This is a genomic window from Candidatus Desulfosporosinus nitrosoreducens (assembly GCF_030954495.1).
In the GTDB taxonomy this organism is placed as follows: Bacteria; Bacillota; Desulfitobacteriia; order Desulfitobacteriales; family Desulfitobacteriaceae; genus Desulfosporosinus; species Desulfosporosinus nitrosoreducens.
On the sequence record NZ_JAVHUW010000084.1, the window covers coordinates 125,125 to 150,034 of the forward strand.

Annotated in this window: 28 protein-coding genes and 2 riboswitches; of the genes, 21 read left to right on the forward strand and 7 right to left on the reverse strand. The window is 44.6% G+C overall.

Annotation, left to right across the window (positions count from 1 at the left end):
- Positions 1-3 precede the first annotated feature (3 nt).
- From rbr to REC12_RS26280, 6 genes are all read left to right on the forward strand, one after another.
- Complete coding sequence (gene rbr, locus REC12_RS26255) at positions 4-540, forward strand: rubrerythrin (RefSeq protein ID WP_308899379.1); 537 nt, start codon at positions 4-6, stop codon at positions 538-540.
- Positions 541-861: 321 nt separating this feature from the next.
- Positions 862-1,050: riboswitch (cobalamin riboswitch) on the forward strand.
- A 167-nt stretch (positions 1,051-1,217) separates the two neighbouring features.
- Positions 1,218-1,916, forward strand: coding sequence for an energy-coupling factor ABC transporter permease (locus REC12_RS26260; protein ID WP_308899380.1), 699 nt, complete (start codon positions 1,218-1,220; stop codon positions 1,914-1,916).
- A complete protein-coding gene (locus tag REC12_RS26265; RefSeq protein ID WP_308899383.1) occupies positions 1,900-2,229 on the forward strand; it encodes a hypothetical protein in 330 nt (109 codons plus the stop codon). Before REC12_RS26260 ends, REC12_RS26265 begins: the two co-directional genes overlap by 17 nt.
- Positions 2,230-2,249: 20 nt before the next feature.
- The gene (gene cbiQ / locus REC12_RS26270) at positions 2,250-3,029 is read left to right on the forward strand and encodes a cobalt ECF transporter T component CbiQ (protein ID WP_308899384.1); all 780 of its coding nucleotides are present in this window, start codon (positions 2,250-2,252) and stop codon (positions 3,027-3,029) included.
- 18 nt (positions 3,030-3,047) lie between these two features.
- A complete protein-coding gene (locus REC12_RS26275) occupies positions 3,048-3,899 on the forward strand; it encodes an energy-coupling factor ABC transporter ATP-binding protein (RefSeq protein ID WP_308899386.1) in 852 nt (283 codons plus the stop codon).
- 540 nt (positions 3,900-4,439) lie between these two features.
- Entirely contained in the window at positions 4,440-4,742 is a 303-nt protein-coding gene (locus tag REC12_RS26280) for a hypothetical protein (protein ID WP_308899387.1), read from the forward strand.
- A 180-nt stretch (positions 4,743-4,922) separates the two neighbouring features.
- Here the strand turns inward: REC12_RS26280 and REC12_RS26285 are convergent, their stop codons facing one another.
- The 4 genes from REC12_RS26285 to REC12_RS26300 all read right to left on the reverse strand — a co-directional run bounded on the left by REC12_RS26285 (position 4,923) and on the right by REC12_RS26300 (position 7,505).
- The gene (locus tag REC12_RS26285; RefSeq protein ID WP_308899389.1) at positions 4,923-5,609 is read right to left on the reverse strand and encodes a Crp/Fnr family transcriptional regulator; all 687 of its coding nucleotides are present in this window, start codon (positions 5,607-5,609) and stop codon (positions 4,923-4,925) included.
- Between the two features lie 130 nt (positions 5,610-5,739).
- Positions 5,740-6,051 (reverse strand): pyridoxamine 5'-phosphate oxidase family protein, encoded by a 312-nt coding sequence (locus REC12_RS26290; RefSeq protein WP_308899391.1) that lies wholly within the window; start codon positions 6,049-6,051, stop codon positions 5,740-5,742.
- Between the two features lie 44 nt (positions 6,052-6,095).
- Positions 6,096-6,701 (reverse strand): DUF1638 domain-containing protein, encoded by a 606-nt coding sequence (locus REC12_RS26295; protein ID WP_308899392.1) that lies wholly within the window; start codon positions 6,699-6,701, stop codon positions 6,096-6,098.
- Positions 6,702-7,058: 357 nt separating this feature from the next.
- A complete protein-coding gene (locus tag REC12_RS26300; protein ID WP_308899394.1) occupies positions 7,059-7,505 on the reverse strand; it encodes a demethoxyubiquinone hydroxylase family protein in 447 nt (148 codons plus the stop codon).
- A 347-nt stretch (positions 7,506-7,852) separates the two neighbouring features.
- Between REC12_RS26300 and REC12_RS26305 the strand changes: the two genes are divergently transcribed.
- The 7 genes from REC12_RS26305 (at position 7,853) to REC12_RS26335 (ending at position 15,159) form a co-directional block, all read left to right on the forward strand.
- On the forward strand, positions 7,853-8,530 hold the full coding sequence (locus REC12_RS26305) for a cobalamin B12-binding domain-containing protein (protein ID WP_374214253.1): 678 nt from the start codon (positions 7,853-7,855) through the stop codon (positions 8,528-8,530).
- 1 nt (position 8,531) lies between these two features.
- The gene (locus REC12_RS26310) at positions 8,532-9,587 is read left to right on the forward strand and encodes a uroporphyrinogen decarboxylase family protein (protein WP_308899398.1); all 1,056 of its coding nucleotides are present in this window, start codon (positions 8,532-8,534) and stop codon (positions 9,585-9,587) included.
- A gap of 2 nt (positions 9,588-9,589) precedes the next feature.
- Positions 9,590-10,591, forward strand: coding sequence for a uroporphyrinogen decarboxylase family protein (locus REC12_RS26315; protein WP_308899400.1), 1,002 nt, complete (start codon positions 9,590-9,592; stop codon positions 10,589-10,591).
- Between the two features lies 1 nt (position 10,592).
- Positions 10,593-12,326, forward strand: a complete 1,734-nt coding sequence (locus REC12_RS26320) for an ASKHA domain-containing protein (protein WP_308899403.1) — start codon at positions 10,593-10,595, stop codon at positions 12,324-12,326.
- 41 nt (positions 12,327-12,367) lie between these two features.
- Positions 12,368-13,312: a CobW family GTP-binding protein gene (locus tag REC12_RS26325; protein ID WP_308899405.1), complete on the forward strand. Its 945-nt coding sequence runs from the start codon at positions 12,368-12,370 to the stop codon at positions 13,310-13,312.
- Positions 13,297-14,130 carry a putative manganese transporter gene (locus tag REC12_RS26330; protein ID WP_308899407.1) on the forward strand — a complete coding sequence of 278 codons (834 nt, stop codon included), beginning with the start codon at positions 13,297-13,299 and terminating at the stop codon, positions 14,128-14,130. The genes REC12_RS26325 and REC12_RS26330 overlap by 16 nt, the downstream gene beginning before the upstream one ends.
- 162 nt (positions 14,131-14,292) lie before the next feature.
- The gene (locus REC12_RS26335; protein ID WP_308899409.1) at positions 14,293-15,159 is read left to right on the forward strand and encodes a uroporphyrinogen decarboxylase family protein; all 867 of its coding nucleotides are present in this window, start codon (positions 14,293-14,295) and stop codon (positions 15,157-15,159) included.
- A gap of 77 nt (positions 15,160-15,236) precedes the next feature.
- Here REC12_RS26335 and REC12_RS26340 read toward each other — a convergent pair whose 3' ends face one another.
- Positions 15,237-15,764 (reverse strand): nitroreductase family protein, encoded by a 528-nt coding sequence (locus REC12_RS26340; RefSeq protein ID WP_308899410.1) that lies wholly within the window; start codon positions 15,762-15,764, stop codon positions 15,237-15,239.
- A 147-nt stretch (positions 15,765-15,911) separates the two neighbouring features.
- On the opposite strand from REC12_RS26340, the gene REC12_RS26345 reads away from it, so the two are divergent.
- Positions 15,912-16,502: a DinB family protein gene (locus REC12_RS26345; protein ID WP_308899412.1), complete on the forward strand. Its 591-nt coding sequence runs from the start codon at positions 15,912-15,914 to the stop codon at positions 16,500-16,502.
- 86 nt (positions 16,503-16,588) lie between these two features.
- Positions 16,589-16,792, forward strand: coding sequence for a 4-oxalocrotonate tautomerase DmpI (gene dmpI / locus REC12_RS26350; protein ID WP_308899413.1), 204 nt, complete (start codon positions 16,589-16,591; stop codon positions 16,790-16,792).
- Between the two features lie 114 nt (positions 16,793-16,906).
- On the opposite strand, the gene REC12_RS26355 is transcribed toward dmpI, so the two are convergent.
- Complete coding sequence (locus REC12_RS26355) at positions 16,907-17,413, reverse strand: hypothetical protein (RefSeq protein WP_308899415.1); 507 nt, start codon at positions 17,411-17,413, stop codon at positions 16,907-16,909.
- Between the two features lie 363 nt (positions 17,414-17,776).
- Here REC12_RS26355 and REC12_RS26360 point away from each other — a divergent pair, with 363 nt between their 5' ends.
- The gene (locus tag REC12_RS26360) at positions 17,777-18,817 is read left to right on the forward strand and encodes a M28 family metallopeptidase (RefSeq protein ID WP_308899416.1); all 1,041 of its coding nucleotides are present in this window, start codon (positions 17,777-17,779) and stop codon (positions 18,815-18,817) included.
- On the opposite strand, the gene REC12_RS26365 is transcribed toward REC12_RS26360, so the two are convergent.
- A complete protein-coding gene (locus REC12_RS26365; protein ID WP_308899418.1) occupies positions 18,806-19,372 on the reverse strand; it encodes a GNAT family N-acetyltransferase in 567 nt (188 codons plus the stop codon). The two genes, REC12_RS26360 and REC12_RS26365, sit on opposite strands and share 12 nt — an antisense overlap.
- 113 nt (positions 19,373-19,485) lie before the next feature.
- Between REC12_RS26365 and REC12_RS26370 the strand changes: the two genes are divergently transcribed.
- From REC12_RS26370 to REC12_RS26390, 5 genes are all read left to right on the forward strand, one after another.
- Positions 19,486-20,088 (forward strand): hypothetical protein, encoded by a 603-nt coding sequence (locus REC12_RS26370; RefSeq protein ID WP_308899419.1) that lies wholly within the window; start codon positions 19,486-19,488, stop codon positions 20,086-20,088.
- 44 nt (positions 20,089-20,132) lie between these two features.
- Positions 20,133-20,306, forward strand: a riboswitch (cobalamin riboswitch).
- A 64-nt stretch (positions 20,307-20,370) separates the two neighbouring features.
- Complete coding sequence (locus tag REC12_RS26375) at positions 20,371-21,903, forward strand: ABC transporter ATP-binding protein (RefSeq protein ID WP_308899421.1); 1,533 nt, start codon at positions 20,371-20,373, stop codon at positions 21,901-21,903.
- Positions 21,890-22,627 (forward strand): energy-coupling factor transporter transmembrane component T family protein, encoded by a 738-nt coding sequence (locus tag REC12_RS26380; protein ID WP_308899422.1) that lies wholly within the window; start codon positions 21,890-21,892, stop codon positions 22,625-22,627. The genes REC12_RS26375 and REC12_RS26380 overlap by 14 nt, the downstream gene beginning before the upstream one ends.
- A 29-nt stretch (positions 22,628-22,656) precedes the next feature.
- Entirely contained in the window at positions 22,657-23,187 is a 531-nt protein-coding gene (locus REC12_RS26385) for a hypothetical protein (RefSeq protein ID WP_308899423.1), read from the forward strand.
- 34 nt (positions 23,188-23,221) lie between these two features.
- Positions 23,222-24,604, forward strand: coding sequence for a UbiD family decarboxylase (locus REC12_RS26390; RefSeq protein ID WP_308899425.1), 1,383 nt, complete (start codon positions 23,222-23,224; stop codon positions 24,602-24,604).
- Positions 24,605-24,910: the final 306 nt, after the last annotated feature.

Here is a 24,910-nt window from a genome sequence, read left to right on the forward strand (position 1 = left end):
ATAATGAAAGATTTAAAAGGAAGCAAAACTGAAAAGAATTTAATGGAGGCTTTTGCCGGAGAATCTCAAGCCCGTAATAAATATACTTATTTTTCTTCTGTTGCCAAAAAGGAAGGATATGAGCAAATTGCGGCTCTTTTCCTGGAAACGTCGGAGAATGAGAAAGAGCACGCTAAAATTTGGTTTAAAAAACTCAGCGGTATTTCCAATACTATGGATAATCTCAAAGCGGCTGCTGCGGGAGAGAATGGCGAGTGGACCGATATGTATCCGAGAATGGCCGCTGAAGCGCACGAGGAAGGATTCGAAGATATCGCCTTTTTATTTGAAGGTGTGGCAAGAATAGAGAAAGAGCATGAAGAACGTTATAAGAAACTTCTGGAGAATCTGGAGCAGGGCAAAGTATTTGAAAAGGACGGCAAGTTTTATTGGAAGTGCAGGAACTGTGGTCATATTCATGAAGGAACTGAGGCTCCGGAAGTGTGTCCGGTTTGTGCCCATGAAAAAGCCTATTTTGAAGTTCTGGCAAAAAATTACTAGAATAGATTTTCAGGCCCCTAAAACGGCATTGTAAAAATAAGAATGAGCTATGCGAACAATTTTTGTTTAATGGTTTAACGGTGGAAATCTTGTGAGGGAGTATCTAATTACTAAAAAGTAATTAGATACTCCCTCTCTGCTGCTCAGACCTTAATAAGCTAATTCTTTTAGTTAGTCATCCTCGGTATAATACTCCAATAATTGGTGTTTAAGGCGGCTTATCGACAAAATTTTAAGTATTTAAATAATTATGATTATAATACGGGTAATTCTCTAAATTATCTAGACAGATTAAATTCTTTATGTTAGCATAAGTGTATAAGTTAATAAACGTGAATGAGTTATTCTTTTCTGAGGAATAGAATTGAAAAGGGAAGTCAGTCGAAGCTGACGCGGTGCCCGCCACTGTAAGAGGGAGTTAACTTACATAGTGTCACTGGAAAGTAACCGGGAAGACGTGAGTTAATGATGATCTTGAGCCAGGAGACCTGCTTGTTCCGGAGTTAAAAACTACCTACGGGATGTTAGGGAGGTGTTTGCTGTGTCTACGGTAATTTTACCTAATACCGGTTAAACTTCTAACCCTTCTGTTGGTGAGGGGCTTTTTTATTTTCTCATTAAAACTAGTAGTTTTCCTTTACTTATCTTTAATGAAAATTTATTTTGGAGGTTTCACTATGCATATAGAAGACGGTATTCTATCTCCCGCTGCCTGGGGTTCATGGTATGCGGTCACCGTTGCGTTTATGATTCCGGGTATTCGGCAAATTAAAAAGAAAGTCCAAGAAAATTTATCCTATAAGCCGTTTTTGGCTATGACAGGCGTAGGAGTATTTATTATATCCTGCATGCACTTGCCGGTGCCCGTTACCGGTTCTTGTTCTCACCCTTGCGGGACTCCTCTGGCCGCGATTATTGTCGGTCCTCTGGCCACTGCGGTGATTTCAGCAATTGTTCTCTTTTTCCAGGCTATCTTTTTAGGTCATGGCGGTATTACCACGATTGGAGCTAATACCTTTTCTATGGGGATTTGCGGAGGCATCTCCGGCTGGTTAAGCTGGAAACTTTTGCGCCGTTTGAAATGTCCTCTTTGGCTTGCGGCTGGGGTAGCAGGTTTTGTAGGAGACCTTGTCACTTATTTGGTCAGTGCTTTTGAGCTTGCTCTTAGCCTGCATGGCAATGTACCTCTGGTGAAACAATGGATGATCTTCTTTATGGGCTATGGCCCAACCCAGCTGCCCTTGGCCATTGCGGAAGCCGTTTTTACTGCAGCGGTTCTTCAAATTATGGTTAACCGCCGTCCTGATTTGTTGCCAGGAATTAAGTTTCGTCAAAAATCCAACCCGGAGGTGAAACCCAATGTCATTGGCAACTAAAGAACAGACATCCAACAGGGAAGTTAAATGGTTTGATTCTTATACTAAGGTTATGCTTTCCGTAATGTTTGTCCTATTGCTTTTCATTTTCGGGGCCGGTAAATATATGGCAAGTCATGATATGGAGGCCAGTGGAACAGACGATGCGGTAAACAATCTAGCTACAGATGTAACTAAGGGAGAGCATCATCCTTTCGCGGAATTGCCGGGTGACGCTCAAGTAGGAGCTTTTTCTGTTGCGAACTTTTTTGCGGGTTTAATCGTTGGGCACCATTGGGAAAAACTTTTCGGTACACCGCAAAAAGATGAATAATTCCTAAAGGTGGAATGATCATGGAATTGGCTGTTCTGGACAAAATTGCTTCTGCCGATAGCCCATTGCATCGTTGGGACGGCCGGATTAAAACCGTATTATTTCTAAGTGCTATCATTGTAGCGACTCTCCTCAGTCACTGGTACCTGGTGGCGGCTCTTTGGCTGGTCGCTTTAATTTCTTTTCACACTCTGGAGCAACCCTGGCGGCATTTGCTCATCCGTCTTACCGTCCCTTTTGGAATAGCGTGGTTAGTTTTTCTCAGTCTGATCTTTACCACCGGCACTCATCCCTTATTTGTCATTTTTTTGGGAGCGCTTAGACTTACCGGCTATCATGAGGGCTTAGCTTTCGGCTTTCTTGTCTTGCTTCGCATTATGGCCGCAGTGACTTTAGGATGTGTTCTCTCTTTTAGTACCCCCATGATCGAAATTCTGGAAACCTTACGTCTATGTAAAGTTCCCGGCATAATGATTGATCTTGCTGCCATGATGTACCGCTATGTTTTTATTTTAACGGAAACCAGCCATAACATGAGGCGGTCCCAATTGAGCCGGATGGGCGGCAATAGCTCGTGGCTGAGACAAGCGCGGGACATCGGTAAAGTGGCAGGCTATGTGTTGACAAATTCCTTGGACCGCAGTATCAGAATTTATAAAGCGATGCTTTCTAGAGGCTATAATGAGGACAGCACCGGAGCCAATTTTTTTACAGAACCTATTTCAGCGGCAGATTGGCAGATCGGTCTGTTTGGTGTCATCTTATTGGCGGTTTTTGTGGTCCTTAACATAATAATTTAGTTTAAGAAAGGAATTAGCATGGAGCTCATCAAGATTGCGGGAGTCAATTATATCTATAGTGATGGTCATCAGGCGCTGAAGAATATCTGCTTCAATATAGACAAAGGGGAAAGAATTGCTATTCTAGGGCCAAATGGGGCTGGAAAATCGACGTTATTTCAACTTTTTAATGGCCTTTTACAGTCAACGTCAGGCACGGTTACAATAAAAGATATGCCGGTGCAGAAAGAATATCTTGCTGAGATTCGCCGGATTATTGGGATGGTTTTTCAGGACCCTGATGATCAATTATTTAATTCCTCAGTTCGTCAGGAAATAGCCTATGGTCTCATGAACATGCGTATTTCCGGTCAAGCCTTGGAGGAGGCCATTGCTTGGGCTTTAGAAGTTGTGGGTATGCAGGGCTATGAGTCCAAGAGCCCTCATAACCTAAGCGGCGGTGAAAAAAAGCGGATTGCTTTAGCCAGTGTTCTTGCCATGAAACCGGAAGTTTTAGTTTTGGATGAACCGACCGCCGCCCTAGATCCACGTGGCGTGAGTAATCTTGTTAAATTGCTCAATGATATTAACCGTAATTTAGGCATCACTTTGATTTTTGCTACCCATGATGTGGATATAGTTCCTCTGCTTGCTGACCGGGTTTTTCTTTTAAGTAAAGGTGAAATCGTTTTAGCGGGCACTACTGCGGAGGTTTTTAGCCATAAGGATATTATTCGTCAAATCGATTTGCGTTTGCCTAGGGTAGCGCATTTGGCGGAACTGCTGGCTCGTGACGGGTTACTGGCTAAAGACAATCTGCCGTTGACGATTGGACAGGCAAAAAATTTGTTGGCTCAAGACGCGCTTAAAAAAGCCGGCTTTGGGGATTAGTTGTTGTACTTTGCATAGTTATATGCGCTCAAATTCGCAGGCAGTATTCCAAATCTGTTTTTGGAGTACTGCCTTTTCCTGCACTGCCAAAAGGGATAAACACAGGCGCGAAGACAGTGTCTTCGCGCGCCGGCCAAGTTTTTTTATCCGCTGACTAACCCGCTCTAAGACTCCCGCTGCTGCAAGCGGTGAGTTAAGAGCAGCTAAGTCCCTGGATAAGTGCGACTAAGATTCAGATGGAGTTAAAACTCCACCTGAATCAAGTCTTCTTTATATATTTTTACCATGTAGCAGGACTGATCTCATAAATGGAACATTTAAGAGATCTTAAATTATTTACTTAGCTAGTGAGCTTGTTTAAATTTAAAGGACATATTAAAGAAATAACTTTAATAACAATAAAAAGGCTTGGAATTAAATCAAAGAATTTTACCTATCTATTTGTTAGATGGTCAAGTTTCGGATAAAAACAAAAATCATAATATGTTATTGGGAACTATTGGAAAATAAAACTCACACGTTAGTTAGGAGGAATAAATTATGTGCCAAATGCCGTTTTGCGGTGGTTCAGGATATGGTCATTTATTTGGTCACGGCGCTGGATTGGGAGCGGGTTTTGGTGGTTATGGTGGTATGAATTATCCTGGGTATGGACATCTGCAAGGTTATGGGGTTGGCTTGCACCCGGGTTATGATTCCTTTGGTGCCGGCGGATATAACTATGTTCAGGCAGTACCCGTACCTTATCCGGTGTATCGCACTGTACAGGTTCCTGTTCGTCAGCCTGCACAGCCTCAGCCTGCACAACCTGTTCAAGAACCATTCCGTGGTGGAAGAGGATAACCTTTTAAGCTTAGACGTTGAAAAAATGGGGCTGTTTCCAAGGAATAGTTATAAGCTCTCATAAATAAAAGCCATGCCTATATGTGGACTTTACCACTATTGTGCATGGCTTTTGTTCTACTACAAAGGCATTATGTATTTTGAGGCGGTCCCATTTTTAATGAATATAGCCTGCAGTAGTTAAGTAAAAGTATGAGCACTGAGACAGGGGTCATTTTTTAAAATAAAATATTTATTTTCTCGCCCGATAATATTAGCGGCTTTTAATTCCTTAAGTGCCTGAACGACCATCACACGAGAGGAGCCTATCATCTCAGCTAATTCCTGTTGAGTGATTTTCAAGTCGATCAGGGTTGCAGTTGGCGTTGTGCGTCCGTGTTCCTCTGCTAAGCGATAAAAAAGCTGCAAAAGTCTTTCTTTGACAGGCAGTCCCGTCTCTTTGCCTGTTCGCAGCAGAGTTTCATAACGTTTTTGTCCCAAATAGGCGATAATCCTTAGGGCAAAGGAGGGGTCTCGTTTAATTAACGATTCGAATTGAAGTTTGTTGAAACAGCAGGCGTAGAGCTCTTCCATTGCTATGGCGCTTGAAGGCTCATTTTGTTCCCGATAGAGGGACATCTCACCAAGGACTTCACCTGGACCGCATATATCCAGGATTGTGTTATGCCCCTCCTGATCGGTTTGCACTAGCTTTAGTTTTCCGGATTTTATCAAGTAGATTGTACTGGTTATTTCTCCCTGATGAAAAAGATAGTCTCCTTTGCAAAATCTCTTTCTTTGGGTGCATTGACATAAGTCGGTTAATTGCTCACGTTTCAGACCTTGAAACAGGTCTAATTCCTGCAGGCATATAATGCAATGTTTCATATTTTTTCCTCCACACCTGGTAATAAAGCACTAATTAAAGTGTAGCAAAAAATGCCCCATACCTCTATAAAAACCTAACCAAGAATAATCCCGCTTACACAAAGCGGGATTATTCTTGGTTAGGTAGGCTTTACAGAAGTTTTTCCAGCTTTTCAGCTTTAAACAGCACCAGTTTCTCTTCAACACATGCTTTCCCTTCGAGCCGGAAACCCTTAGGACCGCCCTCCATCGTGGCTATAATAACTTGCATAATTCCGTTTGCCTTGATGTTTTGTTGGGTGACATCCATCTTATAAACACCAAAACCTAAGATGTCGCCTTCCCTGACTTCTGCGACTTTGCCCACCACAATTGAATGCGGTTCACCTTGAGCGGAAACAGTAGTGATGGGGATGAAGGGAGCCTTTGCGATAACATCTAAAACTTCTTTGGTAATAACCAATTAAATTCACTCCTTTAAACCTTATGTTCAGCGAAATAACAAGATCAATAAGTAAGGATTTCTTTGGAAAAGGTTTTTCTTAATGTTTCAACTACATTCTTTTTTAAAATGTCCAGCTCAACCTTTTGGGTTTCAATTGGCACTTGAGTGTATTCGAAAAACTCCAGGATATCTATTTCATTTAATTCGGATACCCCAGTGTCAAGGAGCAAAATCTTATCGTAGAAACCAAAATTTTGCCTAGCGTCAATCTCGTCCCATCCTTGACCTTGTCTGAAGATTTTTTCCCAGTTTTGCAACCATCCTGGTGTAATACAGAAGATATTAGATGAATGCTGCATATCATCTATTACTTTCTTGCCTAATATTGCTTCAATACAATTATTGGCTTGCAACCTGGCAGCACAACGTTTTTGGGAAAGTTCACCAATCTCAGGGTGGCACATGGAACCCAGAAAGAGGATCAGTTTTTCTTCTGAAGCGGTTGTCAATGACGTGGTAAGGCTATCTTTTAAGCTATCATAATCAACATGCAAGGCCGGTTCAGTATAGGTGACTTTAATCTCAGCTGCAGATGCCCATTCCGCTTTAATTTCATCTAAGATGTGTTCAAGTTCGAGCTGAAAAATGCCGCAGGCAACAATTCGCACCTCTATGGTAATCACCTCCTCAGTGAGCTGCGTCTGAATTTTTTGGCTCTAAGAGCTTGATCTGCTTTACCTAGATCATAACATGGGAGGATAAAGTAAAATGTTAAATACTTAACAAATCTAAGAATATTTATCCATTGGTTTTAATTTTTGCTTGGTGATTGGGAGGAAGAGCTAAAACTACAAAGTGAATTTTTAAGAAAATGACTGGTGCCTGAATGGTTGAAGTAATCGGAATAAAGTTGAAAGTTGTTGCAGAAAATGTTCAGTTATATAAGTAGAAGACCCAAGCGCACCGATATCCTTTTGGATAGCGGCGCGCTTGGGCCCCAATTTCTGATATATTAATAAGTTTTCTTAACCGGGATGACTGTTCATATAATCTTTAAGCCATAAGGTATGAAATTCTTCATCGAGAAGATAGTCCATTAAGGTGTATTTGAAAATCAGGTAATTCTTAGTTTTACATTCCTTAATAAACATACGATATTTTTTTATAGCTTCATTTTCCAGAGCAGCGCCCAGCTTGCAGGTATTATGGCGTCCCAGAGGTTCGACGGATTCGCCAAGCAAATTTCCTGCCAATTGAAAAAAAGAACCTGTTAAAGAAGGAACTTCTTCATTTGCGTTGCCGATTTCGTTGGCAAAATAATCTGCATGCCCCTGTTCGATTTGCACCAACTTTTCAAATGCTCTGCGATAGTATTCATCCGTGGCAGAGTTGGCTTGAGCTTTGTAAAATGCTACTTGAAAAGTTTCCAAAGTGTAAAATTCTTTGAAGCGAGCGATTAATTTGTTATCCATATATAACCCCGTTCCATAATGATGGCCGAATAGTTTATCTTTAGTCGTTTTGGGCATTTTTATTCAGATTAAACCTATCAGATTGCATCTAACTATTACCTGCTGACTAGCTCGAACTTTGCAGGGTATGTCTTCCAAGGTAACTCCCCTTGTCGATAAATTAATTTTTTCGGAACACGGTTGTTACAGTTGAAGCTAATCCTAGGCGATTATTCCTTCACTCAGATTAAGCAAGTGCAAGAATTTTTTTATGATAAAAAAAGTTGACGGATCATGATAAAAAAGTTAACGGATTACAAAGAAAAACCAGTATACTATTCTTTTTTACTTATGTTAATATATAATCTATCAATAATATTATTGAGGGAGGAAGCATCTTGAATAAAGCAACCTTGTTTCAGGATATCGCTCAGGCCTTGGTAGAATTCGAAACCGAAAAGGTCGCCGAGCTGGCGGAGGAAACTTTGCAGCAGAATATCCCGGCTTATGAAACGATTACCGAGGGTTTAGTGACAGGAATGAATGAAGTCGGCCGGCTCTATGAAGAGGAAGAATATTTCCTGCCGGAAGTTCTGATGTGCTCGGATGCCTTTAACGCCGGTCTTGAGGTTGTACAGCCTCACCTGGATAAAAGCTCTCTGGAGAAGCCGATCAAAATGGTGATCGGTGTCGTTGAAGGGGACACTCATGATATCGGCAAAAATTTAGTTCGGATTTTATCGGGAGCGTCCGGTTTTGAAATATACGATCTCGGCCGGGATGTGCCTCTTGAGCAGTTTATCGCCAAAGCCGAGGAGACTCAAAGCGATATGATTTGCATGTCGACGCTGATGACCACGACCATGGACGGCATGAAAACTGTTATCGACCGCTTAAAAGAACAAAATCTAAGAGACAAATACAAAGTTCTCATTGGCGGCGGTCCTATCTCACAAACCTTCTGTGATAGAATCGGGGCCGATCTCTACGCCAGTGACGCCAGCTCGGCTGTGAGAAAAGCCAAAGAAATAATGGGGAGGGCCTAAGATGCAGATACGGGAGGACATACTGACTCCTAAGGAACGGATGTTGGCCCTTTTAACCGGCAAACCCCTCGATCGTATTATCTGTATGCCTATTGTCACCACAAATACCGCTCAGCTTATCGGCAAAAGTGTCAAGGAGTTCCAGCTCAACGGCAAGGTTATGGCTGAAGCCCATCTGGCCGCCTTTAAAAAGTTTGGCTATGATTTAATTTATCTCTTTACAAACTGCTCTTACGTGGCGGAAGCTATGGGGGCTGAACTGGTTTATTCGGAAAATGAGCCGGCGAATTGCGAAACTCCCGTCATCAACAGTCAGGAAGATTTGAGCAAAATCAAAGTTGCCGAGAAGGATGACGGTCAGTTTCCGGTTTATTATGAAGCCCTGGAGATTCTGAACAAAGAAGTGGCTGACCAGGTATTTATTTCAGTGTGTTTTTCCGGGCCGGTTTCTACGGCTGCCACTCTGCGGGGCGTGGAAGCTTTTGCCCGCGATACTTACTCCAACCCTGAGCTTTGCCATACTCTCCTGAGAATGGCGACGGACAGCTGTAAAAACTTCATTCGCGAGATCGTCAAGTATGGCGCTATGCCGATTATCCTGGAACCCATTGCTTCAGGCAGCCTTTTTAGTCCCAAGATGTTTGACAAAATTGCGTTTCCTTATATCAAAGAACTTGTGGATTTGGCTCATGAGCTGCAGGCGCTGGTTCCTTTGCATATTTGCGGTAAAACGCACAAGATCGTGGATAGGATGACGGACACCGGAACAGACGTGATCAGTATCGACAAATGCGATCTCGCTCTTGCCCGGGAAAAGGTTGCCGGACGAGCGCTGATACTTGGCAATATTGATCCTGCCAACGAACTCCTTTTTGGGCCTGTGGAGGTGATTCACCAAGCCTGCATCGAGGCCATTGATACCATGAAAGGCTATACTCCGGCCTTTGTCCTTGCGACGGGCTGTGAAACGGGAAATAAGGTACCTTTCGAACATATCCAGGCCATGCTGGATGTGGCGAGAAGCCACGGCCTTTACGAATATAAAGAAGGTGAATAACCTTGAATGAGAAAGAACGCTTACTGAACGTGCTGAAGGGAGACCGGGTTGACCGGCCTCCCGTTATTTGCCCGGGCGGCATGATGAGCGCCTGCGTGACCGAGATATCGAATCAAATAGGAGGGGGACAGCACTCCGACAAAGCTGCTATGGTTAAAGCCGCCCGTAAGATTAACGAGCTTGCCGGTTTTGAAAATTACGGAGTACCCTTTTGCCTGACGGCGGAAGCGGAAGCCTTGGGAGCAAACGTCAACCTGGGGGATAACCTTGTCGAACCCAGGATAACTCAGTATAACGCTCAGCCCTTGGAAGGCATCATGGAAAACTGTCAGGCTGACGTCACCGGCGGCAGAATGGGAACGGTATTGCAGGCGATCCGGGAGCTTAAGAACGACCGGGTACCTGTCATCGGCAATGTCTCAGGCCATATCAGCACGGCCACTTCAGTTGTTGATCCCCTGGAAATGCTTAAGATGCTGCGGCGTGATCCTGAGCGGTCTGCCCGTTTTCTGGCGTTTATCAATGATTATCTCCTTCGCTATGCTTTAGAAATGGTCAGAGCCGGAGCTGACGTCATTGCGATTTCAGATCCCACAGCTACGGGGGAAATTCTGGGTCCCCGCAATTTCCGCAAGTTCGCGGTCCCTTTCTATCAAGACCTTATTCAGGCGCTGCAACGGGAAGGCATTCCTGTTATCCTGCATATTTGCGGCAATGCGCAGACGATTATTGAAGCGCTGAATGAGGTAAAGGCCAATGCCGTGAGCTTTGATTCGATTGTCAATATGAAGTTTGCCCGGGGGGCCCTGAAGACCGGACTGATGGGCAATGTTAATACCCAGCTTCTGCATACGGGGGAACAAGAAAAAATTATTGCCATTACCCGTCACGCTCTTCATTCCCGGGTGGATATCGCAGCGCCGGCCTGCGGCCTGAGTATGGCTACTCCTCTAAGCAGCCTGAAAGTCATGACGGATTACGTGAAAGAAGGTTCTTATCAATAAGATGGTTAATGTCTATTTTGCCAACGAAGGTATTTCCCTTGCAGCCAATAAAGGGGATAAGCTGGCGGATTGTATCCGGGCTGCGGGTTTGAGTCTGGAAACTCCCTGCAACGGCTTAGGGCGCTGCGGCAAATGCCGGGTCAAGGCCTGGGGGGAGCTTTGCCCGCCGGAGGATTTGGAAAGCGGATTTCTCAATGCTTCCGGGATTGACTCCGGCATCCGCCTGGCCTGTCTGGCCCGGGTAAGCGGCGATGTCCGGGTTGAGCTTCCGGCTAAAGTAAATCACCTGCAAACGATTAACCAAGGCCTGGCCATTGAAGCGGAGCTCGACAGTTCTGTAAAACAGGTTTTGCTGCCGGCTCCCGCCAAGTCCTCCCGGCCCTACTTGGAAGGACTGCCTTATCTCTCCAGTTCCCCGGAAATTTACCGCAGGATGGGTAAACTTGAGCAGACCGCCGCCAGGCAAATATACGGGGTGGTAGTGGACAATGAACTGGTTGACCTGGAGCCCGAGCCCGGTGAAATTCTCGGCCTGGCGATAGACATCGGGACAACAGGTATTTCCGCCTATCTTCTGGATCTCTCCAGCGGGGAAATTCTCGCCAAAAAATCCGCGTTGAATCCCCAGACGGAATTTGGCGGCGACGTTTTGTCCCGGATCAGTTATTGTCTGGAAAATTCCCAAGGTCCGGACCAACTTCGGGAGTCTGTTCTGGGCAAGCTCAATGAATTGGTGACAGACCTGGCGGGTAGTGATGCCAGAGCGGAGCGTATTTACCATGCGGTGATAGCCGGGAATACGACCATGCTGCATTTTATCCTGGGTGTTTATTCCGGTTCCCTGGCCAAGTCGCCTTACCGTCCGGTTTTCCTCGGCCAAATTGATCTGAAAGCCCGGGAAACAGGGTTCAAGATTTGCCGGGAAGGGAGGGTAACCCTTTTGCCTTCAGCTTCAGGCTATATTGGCGCCGATATCCTGGCCGGTGTTGCGGCTACAGGGTTTGCGGAAAAAACCATCCCCTCCGTCTTTTTGGATATCGGTACAAACGGTGAAATTGTGGCAAATCTCGGCGGACGGCTGCTGGCTGCCTCGACGGCCGCCGGTCCGGCTCTGGAAGGAATGAACATTTCCTGCGGCTGCCGTGCCGAAGCAGGAGCTATTGACACTTTTTTCCTGGACGATGATTATGACGTTCATTTTACAACCATCGGCGCTACGGCTCCTCTGGGAATCTGCGGCAGCGGCCTTATTGATCTCACGGCGGCAATGGTGAAAGGAAAGCTGGTTCTTCCCGGCGGGCGCTTTAACCCCGACCTCGACCCGCGCCTGCAGGCAAGAGTGAGGGATAAAAAGTTTTATCTGACGGACCGGATTTATATCTCACAAAGGGATATCCGCCAGATTCAGTTAGCCAAGGGTGCCATTGCGGCAGGAGTAACCCTGCTCCTCGAAGAAGCGGGTATTTCTCTTGATCTTATCCAGGAGGCGGTTATCGCCGGAGCCTTTGGCTTTCATATCAATCCGGAAAGTATTCGGGAAATCGGCCTTTTGCCGAAAGGGTTTAAAGGCAAGATCAGCTTTGTCGGCAATTCTTCAGCGGAAGGCGCCCGCTTAGCCTTGCTCAATAAAGGAGTAAAAACTCAAATTAAAGAGTTGAAAAGCAGGCTAGAGGTTTTGGAGCTTTCCACTGATTCCCGTTTTCAAGACTATTTTGTTAAAGCGTTGGGCTTTTGAGGGCGGAATGTGACCACTATTGAAGGGTGTGACCATGATCTATGATTAAAATAGACGTGATTTCCGGATTTCTGGGGTCCGGCAAGACCACTCTGGTCCAAAAACTTCTCCGGATTTATCAGAAAGAAAGAATCGTTTTGATTGAGAATGAGTTCGGAGATATTGGCATTGACGGAGAGCTGGTGGAACGGGAAGGGTTTGACGTCTTTGAGATTTCCAGCGGTTGTATTTGCTGTATCATGAAAAAGGATTTTGTGCAGGTGCTGGAGCGGATTATTGAAGAATTCCATCCCCAAAGAATTGTGATTGAGCCTACCGGTGTCAGTATCCTAAGTGAAATCATCGATATCCTGGGCAGATCCGAATTTGCCGGTCTTTTGCAGATCAACTCTCTGCTGACGGTTGTGGATTGCCTTAATTATCAGCAACAGTGTGATGTTTTTGGCGAGTTCTTCGAAGATCAGATTACTAATGCTTCGGCTCTGATTTTAAGTAAAAGCCAGCTGGTGGACCCTGAAACAATTGCAGTGATTCTCGCCTCCCTCAGGGAATATAACCAGGACTGTGAAATTATCAGCAAATCCTGGGATTCCCTGCAGCCTGGCGAGCTCGAAAGCCTTCTGGACAGTCAGGGGGAGCTGGATCTGAGTGAGATTCTCCACACCGCTTACAAGCCATGCAGTGAAAATGACATACAGGCGTTAGCGGTTAAGACTTCCCGGGCTTATAGCCGGGAGGAACTGGAGCAGATTCTCTCCCGGCTTGGTCAGCCTTGTTACGGCCAGGTCCTGAGAGGCAAAGGCTTCCTCAAAAGCTATCAAGGTTACTGGGATTTCAGTTATACGAACGGTCAGTTTATGATTGCGGAGAGTCATTTCAAGACCGGCGGCAGGTTCTGTCTGATTGGCCGGAACCTCCGGGAAAAGGAAATTAAAGACCTGTTTAAGGTCAAAAGCGGGGGGCTGTTGCATTGGCTGAAATTATGATCGACAGCTTCCAGGATGTCGTCAAAATTGTTCCCATTTTATTTTTGGTCATTCTTTTTACGAACTGGCTTACCGGCAAGGTAAACAAGGGAACGGAGAATTTCAGCCGCCTTGCCAGGCTGGACGTTGTCGGCGGAGCTTTGCTGGGAATCATTCCCCAGTGCGGGATCTCCGTTGCTTTAGCCAAGCTTTACAGTAATGGCTATATTACTTTGGGAATGCTGATGGCAGTTTTTTTAGCCGGCTCGGATGAAGCGCTGATCGTTATCGGAGCGCATCCGGATAAGCTGTTCCTGATCTTAATAATCATAGGCAGCAAAGTCCCGCTGGCCGTCGCCGCGGGCCTGCTTATAAACCTGACAATCAAGGAGAGGCGCAACCGTCTTAAAGGCTGCGGCATCGACTGTGATTGTCCCAAATGCGGCAAGTATAAAAACATTCTTGTGAACAGCTTGGTTCATACGTTAAAGCTGACGCTGTTCCTGTATGTTACGGTTCTGATCATCGAAATCGGGGCCGATCACTTCGGGGAAGAAGGGCTTTATGTTCTTCTGGGCGGCAATACCTTTCTGCAGCCCGTAGTTGCTTCTCTGATCGGCATGATCCCCAGCTGTTTTTCCTCTGTGCTAATTGCCGAAGGGTTTTTGCAAGGGGCTTTGGGTTTCGGGTCTATGATGGCGGGTTTACTGGCCAATACGGGTTTTGGCATCCTGGTCCTTTTTAAAGAGCTGCCTTTAAAGAAAACCTTGGGAATTATCCTGCTTTTACAAGCTATAAGCATTCTGGTCGGTGAGGTACTCCATTTTGCCGTTGGCTAAGGGGTTTGGGCTTCCGAATGAGGTTTTGATTTCTGAATAGAATCTCGATTTGCGAATGGAATATAAACTGCCGATTTTGATTACTTAATTATTGCGTACTTGACTATCTAACTTTATTATCTGAATCTGGTTTTTTATTACCTGATTAAGGAGGGATGAGGAATGGACTTTAAATGTACGGGAGACGAACTTGAGCAAATCCCGGAAGAAGTGTTGAGAAAAACGGGCCTTACCCTTCCGGAAGCCCATAGTGATAAAGCAAGTATGGCGGTTTTGGCCGGAGAACTGCGCAAACAGCGCCGGGATGTCATTGCCAGGGTTCCGTTTTGTGTAACTGTAGAAGCGGAAGCTTACGGCGCCCGGATTAAGCTTGGCAGCGCCTTGAGCGGACCGAGGGTTGCGGAGTATATATTTTCTTCAATTGAGGAAATGTCCGCAATCCGGGAATTAAATCTGCAAAAAGGCCGCATTCAAGAGGTTTTGGCCGCCGTGGAAATTTTGGCCCGGTCGGGAGAGAAAGTCGCGCTGAGTGTTGAGGGACCGTTCACTATTTTGTCATCCTTGATTGACCCATTGGTTTTTTACAAAGGTTTGCGGAAAGATCCGGGGCGAATCCTAGAAATATTGTCGGTGATTGAAGAAGGGATCATTCGCTATAGCCTTGAAGGGATGGCGAGAGGGGCGTCTATTATTTCCTATGCGGACCCGGTCGGAGCCATAGGTATCGTAGGCCCCAAAGTATATCGTGACTACAGCGGTCCGGCAAGCCGGGGAGTTCTTAAAGGAATTCAGGATATGAGCGGTAAAGTGCTTATCCACCTTTGCGGCAAAACCTCAACCGCTCTGGAAAAAACAGAGCTGGCAAAATCCTACGCCATAGCAACAGAACAAGGCCTGACATATGGTCAAGCCTTGTTGAATTTACTTGATAAGGCAACTGAGCCTGTTTTAGTGGGGCATCGCTGTATCAAAGCAAGTTTAAACAAAATGGATACCTCTGTCCTGTGGGGGATTAAACTAATTAGCTAGCCTTTATTAAGTATTAGGTTACGCTTGAGTCCCTCTGCAGGAAGAACAAACCTGAAATTCCGTATGACGGAAAATTATCATTTTACGTAGTTTACGACATCCATGTTTCTGGCGGTTGGAGCTTGAGCAGGATTGGCATCATAACCGACTATCAGGCAGGCAACGCTGCGGTATCCTTCAGGAATTCCCAGGGCTTGTTTCACCATTTTGCCGGCATCACTTTCAATGAACCTTGTCGGAGAAACAATGTAGCGTGAGCCAAGTCCTAAAGCTGTAGCAGTTAAACTCATATTTTCGACGGCTATAGCACAATCCTGGTCAGCAAAGAGGGCCTCAATAGGGGCCGACATCACTATCAGGGTTGGAGCGCCATATAAAGGGTTATATTCAGCTGGAGCACTCATTACAGTACGAACTCCGTCGTTTATTTGTTGAAGCAATTCTTGCTTTTGAACGACTGTAAAATGCCTGTTTTGCAGATTTCTTGCGGTTGGCCCGGCAATGCCGCAGGAAATAATCGTATCCCTGTCGCTATCTTTAATTTGTTGACCGGTATAACTTAATGTGCCCTTTCTTTTCATGATCGTCTCAATAGTTTGGTTCATAAAGATTCGCCCCCCATTAATTTTTTCATACTAATTTAATTATATCCTTATGATTTGACACTGCAAGTTTGTATATTCCTGCAGTGTTTTTGTTTGAATGCTGCCTTTAGGGCAGGAATTTTCAGGCATCTCCTAGAATCATAATTAATGGATCTGGCCTTAGCCAGGCAATTATCACGACTGCTGCTTCTCTTGCGAAACCGATCAGCTGCTGTGCTCACGGTAGGAAAGGAGGTATCCACAATTAATAAGATGCAAATAGCCGAACTTTACGGTTATAATGATTGGGCCAACCTCAAATTGCTAAATGAAGTTGGTCAGTTGGAAGAAGAAGAATTTCTGCGCGACTTATCCAGCAGTTACAATTCAATTCACACTACGATGCTGCATATTTTAGGCGCGGAAGAATTGTGGCTGTCGCGCTGGATGGGAGAGCAGGGTCGAGCCCTCTTAAACGCTGACGCTTTTCCAAGCTATCATTTGCTACTCGAACGCTGGAACAATTTTAGGAATCTGAGCAAGAATTATTTGATCGCCTTAACGGAAGAGGATTTAGGCGAGGTCATCAGTTATCAGAATTTAAAGGGAATACCTTATGCTTTGGAATTGTGGAAGCAGATGCTGCACGTAGTTAATCATTCCTCATATCACCGGGGCCAGATAGTTACGATGCTCAGGCAGCTGAAAAAACAACCGCCTTCCTTGGATTTAATAAATTATTATTTAACGCCCAGGTAGCAGAGGTGAGCATGTTTTTAAGAATGAAGTAATACGCTTTGCCATAATCGTGTATTTTAAGAATTATTTTAAGGGAGGGAACAATTATGCCTTTTATTAAATTGGAAGCCGGTATTATTGACAAAGAGAAAAAAGAGAAACTGATTAGTGAATTCACTAAAATTGCCAGTGAAACTTTAGGAATTCCTCAAGAAGCTTTTGTTGTCCTTATTAAAGAAAACTCCATGGATAACTGGGGCACAGGGGGAAAAATACTGAGTAACGTATTGGCGGAAAGAGAAAAGAAATAATTGTCCCGGACTGAAAACCGTCAGGTTTTTGGGCACTCTGACAAGTTAGGCTGACATGTGCCTGGAACTATTTCATAATTTCAGGAAATATGAAGTAGTTTTTTTATGGCATTTTCATTCTTGCCGGGCTCGTTCTAAAGCCTGAATAGCCGTAGTTAGATCTTCTTTACTGCTTTCTAATTGTGTTCGACTGAAATCTCCCACATTCTGCAGACTGTCTTTCATCTCATAGAGAGATGACGTGAGAAAAGTGGTGGCTTGTGCTAAATCGCTGAGTTTTTGATTGTCAGCGGCAGAATTATTTAAAGCGTTGGCGTTGACATCATCAGTTAAAGCTGATTGATATAAGGCGTCTAAATGGGTAATCATTTCCTTCTTGCTCAGGGGTTTAGATGAACTTATTAAAGTTTGATATTGTTTCAAAATATCGTTAAGAGAAACGACGATTTGGTCGATATTCATAGTAGGAGTTGCTAACGCCGAATCAGTGTCTGAAAAGTCCTGCCATCCCATAGATTTAGATGAATCAGCTAACCTTACCAGGGCAGTAGCTATAAAGAGTAAACTTATTATACCTGCGATGACAAGCTTTTTACGTTCTTTGCCGGATACTGAAAACATAGCGTATGGCCTCCCGTTTGCATTTATTTCCAAAAATTTAGCTTAGAATTGACTTTTGAGCTTCCTTCATACGAGATGTAATTTTGTCCCTTCAGCTATAACTATTGAAATAAAATGCAAATTATACCATTTATAAAACTAAAGTTGGATTAAGTTACTACCTCCTCAGTGAGAGTTGGAGTATATTTTTATTCGCTGACTAATCCGCGCTAAGACTCCCGCTTCGGCAAGCGGTGAGTTAAGAGCGGCTAAGTCCCTGGATAAAGGCGACTAAGATTCAGCTGGAGTTAAAACTCCACTTGAATCAAGTCTTCTTTATCGCAATGGTCAAGTACTTACCATTTAGCCGGGAGGACATTCGAGATGCCAACAAGAAGGGGTTTCATAAAATGCATGTTAGGGTTAGGTACAGCATTACTGCCTTGGTACAGTTGGCCGAATTCACTTAAGCCACTTCAAGCTGCATCCACCTTTATAGATACAAGCAATTCGCAGAAGAAAACTGTCAATAATGTTGCTCAAACAGATATGTCCTACCTGAACAGGACAGCAATGGAAGATATTTTGAGCCTTACACATCCTGAGTTGCAAGGACGCCGGGGCGGAACGGTCGGTGAAGAAAAGGCGGCGGCTTATCTTGTAGCTCAAATGAAAGGTTTGGGCTTAGAGCCTTTAGGTGATTTAGCAGGCAAGCAAACGCGTGATTACTTAAACGTTTTCACAGTTTATCCTGTAGTCGAAGAGTTTTATAATGGCCGTCTAACATTCCGTGCAGGGAAACCTGATGATCTCCGCACTCCCAGTGCCAATGTCATTGGAGGGTTAATGGCAGCGGATAGCCAGGAATCGGTCATCTTATCAGCTCATTATGACCATCTGGGTATTTTTAACGGTAACCTCTATCCCGGGGCGAATGACAATGCTTCCGGGGTGGGCTGCATTCTCGATGTCATGCGGCGCTTAATTAAGGAAAAAACGAAACCTAAACGCAATGTAGTATTGGCTTTCTGGAGCGCGGAGGAAATGGGATTTGTAGGTTCTTATTCCTTCATACAAAAGCCAACTTTTTCTCTGCAGGGAATACATGCGGTTTTTAACGTAGACACTGTGGGAAATGGTCCGCTGGAGGAATTTGCTTTGTGGGCCAATAGTGACAATAGGGCGCTGCAAGCGATTCAGGCTGCCGCTGAGAGTAAAGCAAATGCTCAATTAACACCCAATAACGGCTACAATAGTGATCAGGTTTATTTTAACTTGGATCATGTTCCGGCTGTCACCTTAATGGCCCGGGACTGGCTTGTCAAAAACCATACGCCGGAAGATGTTCCCGATCTCATCAATCCCCAAAAAATTGCTCTTGCCGGTGATATTCTTTATGATGCTGTGCAGAAACTAATCGTTTAAAAGAACCATATGAATGTGGTCTTCCCATTTACCGTTAATTCGCAGGTATTTTTTAGCTAAGCCTTCGTTATAAAATCCCAGCTTTTCCACCACTCTCATTGATCTCAGATTGCGGGGCAGTATATTTGCTTCAATGCGATGAAGCCCCATAGTTTTGAAAGCAAATTCAATAACCTTCTCTAAAGCTTCGGTCATATAGCCCTGATTGACTTCCTCTCCGTCTAATCTATACCCGAGATGACAGGAGAGAAAAGCTCCGTAAACAATATTATTTAAGGCTATTGAGCCAATGGTTCTGGAAAGTCCGTCACTTTTTTTAAAAAGCCAGACTCGAAATGTCCCGCCTTTCATTATGCGGGACATTTCCTCGTGCACCACTTCCTGCTGGTAAGGCAGCGTATAGAATTCAGGATCTTTTACCGGTTCCCATTCCTTAAGAAACTCCATATTGCGTTTAAAATAATCCAATATTACGTCTGCAAAGTTTTCATCTAAAACCTTTAGTACCAGACGATCAGTGTCTAAGCTTAGTTCTCTAAAATTCAGGCCATCCACGAGCGTATCCTCCTGCTCTAAGTATATTGCCTTCTCATTTTACCAGATATTACAACAATTAGAACCCCCTAATTTGGAGCAAACTATTTAAGATCAAGAATGGGGGGAAGATCTTGGCATCGTTTATTAAGCTAATAGATTCTTGGCAGAGAATCGGTAAAATGAAGGATTCAATAACGATTGGACTTCTGGGAGGTTTGATAGGGACAATTTTTATGGATATCTCGAATCTCTTAATATTTAAGGCAGGGAAAACCGAGGCCTTGTATGGACATATAGCGGGTGGTTTATTTGTAGCTCCTTACAGAACGAGAAGTCCCAAGAATTTCATTTTGGGCCAAATGGCCCATCTGGGCATAGGTTCAATTTGGGGAACTATATTGACCTATCTTTTAAAGAAAACCGGCAAAGATCATTATCTCTTGAAAGGTTTATTTATATCTATCTTCACTCTTGGCAGTCTTGTTGGCGGGCAAAAGCTGGGATTCTTAAAAAAATTCGGGCTCACCAAGACTTTCTATTCAGCCGTCTGGAACCATTTTGTCTATGGGTTAGTTTCGGCGCAGGCTATAGTAATGCTGGCAGATCCAGCAATATTTTCTTCATCACAGAGTAGGCCTAGGGAGAGATGCCAACAAATTAGGCCAAAAGTCAATTATCCTTATTCGGTTAGCTCAGAGAATGGACTTGATCAGTTTATAACGGACCGCGTCTAAAACTAGGATTGACAAATTAATTGAATTATTCTATCATTGGGGTAATTAAATACATATTTTTAGGTGCCCATAAGGGATAATAGGGAACCAGGTTAAATTCCTGGACGGACCCACCACTGTAATTGGATGTTGAAAATGTACATTTGCCACTGGGGTAACTGGGAAGGCGTACATTTGAGTCCATAAGTCAGGAGACCTGCCTGTAAATAATTCAAAAGGACAATGGTAAAGTTCTAGCTTTTAAAGCTAGAACTTTTTATTTTTACCATTTTAGGAGTGACTATGGATACAATTGCCAAGATCAAAATTGATAAACTTTCATTTCCCAATGAAAAAGAGCCTGCCTTGAAAAACATTAACTTTGAAATTAAGCGAGGGGACTTCATTGCTATCACCGGAGGGGTGGCTTCCGGCAAATCGGTTTTGCTGCATTCCCTTACAGGCGCTATTCCCCATTATTATAATGCGGAATTAACCGGTAAGGTAACGATCTTAGGGCAAGACGTTAAGGGAGTAAGTCTCAATCAAATGTCCGATTATGTGGGATATATGATGCAGGAACCCCATAATCAAATTGTTAGTGTGGATGTCTACGAGGATGTTGCCTTTGGTCTCGCCAATCTGGAAGTTCCGTCTGAGCAAATTGAGCAGATTGTCAATAAGACTTTGGAATTCGTGGGTTTAGCAGGCTATGCCCAAAGACAGACTGCTGCGCTTTCCGGAGGTCAGGCCCAACGCCTGGTTTTGGCAGGCGTTTTAGCCCTTAATGCTCCAATTTTGATTCTGGATCAACCGACCGCCGAGCTTGATCCACAGGGCCGCTGGGAGATTTATAAGCGCTTAAGCCAGCTTAACAAAACTCAAAATTTAACGATTGTTATGGTTATGGATCGAATTGAAGAAGTTCTCAGTTATGCGAACCGAGTCGTTTATCTTAAAGATGGTGAAATTATCCGAGAGTATTCGCCCAGGGAATATTACAACGAGCAAATCTTGCCTCGAAAAAGAAGCTTAGAATACGCTGCGGATTTGGTAAAAGACAACGGAGGCTTTAAGGAAAGTATCGCTAAAATCTCTAATGTTTCTTATCGTTACAAAAATGATCAGGCAGGTTGTGAAGATATTAATTTAGAGATTTTTAAGGGAGATTTTTTGTCAATCATTGGCGTCAACGGATCGGGAAAATCGACTTTAGCTAAATTGCTTGTTGGTTTACTAAAGCCATGTCAAGGGGAAATTACCCTGTTCAACCGGCCTATGAATAAAAAAAACCTGGCGGAAATCCGCAGCAAGATGGGTTTCGTGTTTCAAAATCCTGACCATCAGATTTTTGCCGGCACTTTGGAAGAAGAGGTTGGATTTTCGCTGAAGTTAAGAGGTGAAGGAAGTGAAGCAATTGCCCGGAGGGTTGAAGAGTGTTTGGAGTTCGTTGGACTGTCGGATTACCAGAAAAAGCATCCTCAGCGTTTAAGCCGTGGTCAGAGGCAGCTTTTAGCGCTGGCCTCCATCCTCGCAGGTGATCCGCAATTCATCATTGCCGATGAACCGACTTCGGGACTTGACGATAACCAGGGGTATATGATTATGAATAAACTTTATGACTTATCGCAAAAAGGCAAAACAATTTTGTTGATAACCCACGATCTGACTCTGGCCCGGGTTTATTCCAACCGCTTAGTGGCCCTCAATAACCATCGCCTTCAATACGATATTGCTGTAAAAGATCTTGCGGAACATTATGCAGCCTTTAAAGATATCGGCTTGAATTTTCGGGACAATGCTCTATCCGGAGGGGTGCAGGATGAGGCTTTTTAAACTTGATCCCAGGACTAAGTTAGTATGGTATGTCCTGATAATTTACTTTGCCCTGAGTTGTCAAACCGCCGTTCAGTTGGGTCTGGTTTTGTTAGGCTGCCTGATGTCTTCTCTTGTTCTGTCTCTTTCCTTAAAACAGTATAAGATTATGATCTTGATCATGTTGCTTTTGGGACTTCAGATCTTGGTTGTGCAGTTAATCTTTTGCCGGGAAGGCGTTCTGATCTATCAGTGGGGAATCTTGAAAATTTACAGTCAGGCGATCCCTTTAGCCCTTACCGGCATTTTAAAAGCAACCCTCATTTTTTACGCCAGTATGCAATTTTTCACCTCGGCTTCTCCTCAAGACTTTACTTTAATGCTTATAAAATTCCGCATTCCTTACCGCTTTGCTATGCTGGTGGGGCTTGGCGTCCGTTTCTTCCCGCTGATGAAAGCCGAATATGTATCGATTCTGGACAGCCAACGTACCAGAGGCTTAAAAATGGAAAATGTCTGGGATGACCTTAAAGCAATTATTCCAACCTTTCTGCCTTTTTTATACCGGGCCGTACGGCGCTCGACAGAAATAGCGCTGGCCATGGAGCTGAAAGGTTATGGAAGAAATAAAACCCGGACTTTTTCCAGGACTTTAACAATGCAGTATCAGGATATTGTCTTAATTGCAGCGATGTTATTGGTAATAAGCATCAGCCTTGCCGGCAGGTTATTACCGTTAATATAATCCTTAAAAAATTCAGGAGGAGAATTTTGATGAAAGAAAAACTATTGAGAACTGATACCAAGGCATTAGTAGGCTCAGTCATTATCGGGATTGTTTTCGTGATTATGGAACAGGTGACGGGACGCATCGACGGCATCTTAGATCCTACGCTCTTGTTGCTTAATGGAACATGCTGGGCCTTTTTTACCGGTCTCATTGTGTTAATGTACCAACAACCTGCCGGTATTATTGCCGGGTTAGTAGAAGCGATTATCGCTATGGCCACAGCCTACTCGCCCCTGGCCTTTTTCTTCTTATTCGCCAATACTATCGGCTCAGTGGCTTACTCCTTAATAGCCAGAAATCTTTCGATGGAGAAATTGAGCCACCATCTATTGGCTCAGATCGCTTGTAATGTTACCGGCAACTTATGCGTTACCATCGGTTTAATTTATGTTGTTCATCTCGACTGGAAGATCGCCCTCTTATCGTCTGCTTTAACGGCCTTGGTAGGAACTATTGTGGCGGGAATCCTGACGAAACGTGTTTATGGCAGTTTGAAAAAATCAGCCTTGCTTTAAAGGCTGACATTTAATTTTTTAGGGGGCGACTAAGTTGGAGCAGGATTTGAGAGGATTTATTGAACGAGTAAAAGCCCGCAATCCCGCAGATGTTGTTCGGGTGCGGGAAGAGATTGACCCCAGGTATGAGATAAGCACGCTGATCATGGAATTGGAAAAAGCCCGCCGCTATCCGCTGACGATTTTTGATAACGTCAAAGGGCAGGACATTTCTGTTGTCACCAATGTCTTGGCTCCTCGTGAAAGGCTGGCTTTAGCTCTGGGCGTTGCTCCCAGCGATTTGGCGGCCGAATTTTCCAAGCGCATTAATCAGCGGCTTGACCCGGTGGAAGTGAGGGAGGCTCCTTTTCGAGAGAATGTCTTTCTTGGTTCCGAGGTTGATCTCTACAAATTGCCCATTCTAACCCATTTTCCCATTGATGCCGGACCCTATATTACCGCGGGGCTGGTTATAGCCAAAGACCCGGAGACAGGAGTTGAAACCGGGGGCTATCACCGGATGCAGCTAAAAGGGCAAGATAAATTGGGCATAAGTCTTCATTCCCGGCAACGTTTATGGGAGTATTTCCGCCGTTCCGAAGAACTCGGCAAATCCCTTGAAGCGACGGTTGTTCTGGGCATTCATCCTAATATTTCCATGGGTTCCATGGCCTTAGTTCCTTACAATCTTGGCAAGTATGCAGCGATGGGAGGATTGTTCGGCGCTCCTTTGCAGGTTGCCCGCTGCAGGACGGTTGATTTGCTGGTGCCTGCTTATGCCGAGATAATCCTCGAAGGAGAAATCCTCGCGGGGGAACGGGAAGCTGAGGGGCCTTTTGCCGAGTTTACCAACTATGCCTGTTACCGGAGTACGGAAAACGTTTTTAGGGTTAAGGCTATACAGTACCGCAATAAGCCGCTCTTCCAGGACATTACGCCGGGTATGAGCTCAGAGCACATTACGATTGTCGGTGTGCAGCGGGAGGGGGATGTCCTGAATGCCCTGAACAGAACCTTGCCTAATGTCAAAAATGTTCACGCGCCTATTTCCGCCTGCGGCTTATTTCACTGCTATATTTCCCTGAAAAAAATAGCGGAGGGGCAGGCTCAGCAAGCTATTTTCACAGCCTTCTCCGTAGATCACAATCTCAAGATGGTGGTCGTTGTCGATGAGGATGTGGACGTTTTTGACGAACGGCAGGTTCTCTGGGCTATGGCCACCCGTCTTCAGGCAGACCGGGGGGTGACGATCGTGCCCCAGCATATGGGTATGGGCTGCACCTTAGATCCTTCGAGCGACGAGCTGAGCCGAACCTCCAAAATGGGCATTGATGCCACGAAACCACTCTCCGGCTTTGCTCCCACGGTGGAAATAGCGGCCGAGGCTCAAAAGCAGATTCAGCGTTTCCTGGGGTCCTTTGGTTTATCCGATGACTAATCCGCTCTAAGACTCCCGCGCTTTGGCAAGCGGTGAGTTAAGAGCGGCTAAGTCCCTGGATAAGCGCGACTAAGATTCAGATGGAGTAAAACTCCACCTGAATCAAGTCTTCTTTATCCGATGACTAATCCGCTCTAAGACTCCCGCTTTGGCAAGCGGTGAGTCAAGAGCGGCTAAGTCCCTGGATAAGTGCGACTAGGATTCAGTTGGAGTAAAACTCCACCTGAATCAAGTCTTCTTTATCCTCTGACTAATCCGCTCTAAGACTCCCGCTTTGCCAAGCGGTGAGTCAAGAGCGGCTAAGTC